The organism is Aetokthonos hydrillicola CCALA 1050 (assembly GCF_017591665.1).
GTDB classification, from domain to species: Bacteria; Cyanobacteriota; Cyanobacteriia; order Cyanobacteriales; family Nostocaceae; genus Aetokthonos; species Aetokthonos hydrillicola.
In genome coordinates this window covers 1-1723 of the sequence record NZ_JAAKGC010000357.1, presented here as the reverse complement: position 1 = coordinate 1723, position 1723 = coordinate 1, and the positions used below count along the sequence as shown (strand labels likewise).

The 1723-nt window shown below is 42.3% G+C and carries 3 protein-coding genes; 2 read left to right on the top strand and 1 reads right to left on the bottom strand.

Features of this window, described 5'->3' with window-relative positions:
• On the top strand, window positions 1-308 hold a 308-nt coding region (locus G4P69_RS37890; protein ID WP_208355067.1), incomplete at its 5' end, for a pentapeptide repeat-containing protein.
• A 3-nt stretch (window positions 309-311) separates the two neighbouring features.
• Here G4P69_RS37890 and G4P69_RS37885 read toward each other — a convergent pair.
• Complete coding sequence (locus tag G4P69_RS37885) at window positions 312-1061, bottom strand: pentapeptide repeat-containing protein (RefSeq protein ID WP_208344899.1); 750 nt, start codon at window positions 1059-1061, stop codon at window positions 312-314.
• Between the two features lie 55 nt (window positions 1062-1116).
• On the opposite strand from G4P69_RS37885, the gene G4P69_RS37880 reads away from it, so the two are divergent.
• A partial coding sequence (locus G4P69_RS37880; protein ID WP_208355064.1) for a hypothetical protein occupies window positions 1117-1723 on the top strand: 607 nt, incomplete at its 3' end.

Here is a 1723-nt window from a genome sequence, read left to right as displayed (position 1 = left end):
TCAGTTATACTGACCTAAGTGGTGCTGAACTCTGTGGAGCTTACCTGAGTAGTGCCAATCTGATTTTTACTGATCTAAGGAATACCAACTTAATTGGTGCTAACTTGATTCGCGCTAACTTGAGTGGTGCTAATCTGAGTGGTGCTAATCTGATTCGTGCCTATATCAATGGTATCAATTTGAGTGGTGCTATAGTTAAAAATGCTCGGTTCGGAACAAATACAGGACTTACTGAAGATATGAAGTTTGACTTAGAACGACGAGGAGCAATTTTCGAGAATCTGCTGGGCGATCAGAAACCTTGTTAAAAATCAGAGACGAGTCCCTATAATGTCCTTAAGATTAGCCTTACTAAGGTTAGCACCCGTAAGGTTCGCACTTTCAAGATTAGCCCTAGTTAAATTTGCACCTTTAAGATTAGTCCATCTTAAGTTTGCACCTGTTAAATCAGCCTCACTTAGGTTAGCCTGCAACAGGTACGCACCATTCAAGTGAGCTTTGCTAAGGTTAGCTTTACGAAGATCTGTTTTGTAAAGGTAAGCCCCCATCATTTCTGCTTCATATAAATTGGCTTCACTTAAATCAGCCTCAATCAAATTAGCTTCTATAAGGTTGGCAAAACACAGGTTCGCACGGGAAAGCCTTGCTGCAACCAAATCTGCATCCCTTAAATTAGCACCCTTTAAATCAGTTCCAATAAGGTTAGCGTTAGAAATAGTAGCACTCTTAAGATTTGCTTGACTGAGGTCACATCCGATCAAATTAGCATAACTCAAATCTGCCTGTGTAAGAATAGCACCGTTTAAGTTCGCAACACTGAAGTTAGTTGTGTTCAAATGAGCTTCAGTTAAAATTGCTTTTTCCAGGTTAGCCCCGCTAAGATCAGCACCGGACAGGTTCGCTTGCAAAAGTAAAGTATTACTAAGATCGATTTTGGGTAAGTTTATTCCTTGTAGATTTGCATTACTGAGATCTGGTGCAATTTGAGGATTTTCGTTTCTCCACTCCATCCACGTGACTACACCTGCTTGCAGTAAAGCTAGATGCTCAAGATTTGGCATTGTCTCTCCTTCATCAATCTCGTCTACTCTGAGTAGTTACTCTACCAGCAACACCTTGGGAATAGAATTACGCAGTTTCGTATTTCTTGACAGCCTGCAACCTCAACATGCAGCGTACATGGGAACGGTTGCCCAAGGTTTCTTGCCATTACCGGGAGATACATCATTATGGATTGAAATTTCTCCTGGCATCGAAATAAATCGAATTACCGATATAGCCTTGAAAGCAGCCTCAGTCCGTCCTGGAGTACAAGTCGTAGAAAGACTGTATGGTTTATTAGAAGTTCATTCTAGCTCATCGGGTGAAACACGGTCTGCGGGTATTGCCATTTTGTCTGCATTGGGAGTTCGAAAAGAGGAATGTCTCAAACCACGAGTGGTTTCTAGCCAGATCATCCGCAATATTGATGCTTACCAAACACAATTGATCAACCGCACCCGACGAGGACAGTTGCTACTAGCAGGACAAACGCTTTATGTTTTAGAAGTTGAACCTGCTGCTTATGCTGCACTAGCTGCGAACGAAGCAGAAAAAGCGGCGGCAATTAACATCCTTGAAGTTCAAGCCGTAGGAAGCTTTGGAAGGCTTTACTTAGGTGGACAAGAGCAGAATATTCTTGCAGGTGCAGCGGGAGCATTAACGGCGATTGAAAATGTAGCTG

Excerpts from the sequence above, each read along its gene's own strand:
- G4P69_RS37885 (WP_208344899.1), bottom strand. The coding sequence starts at position 1,061 with ATGCCAAATCTTGAGCATCTAGCTTTACTGCAAGCAGGTGTAGTCACG.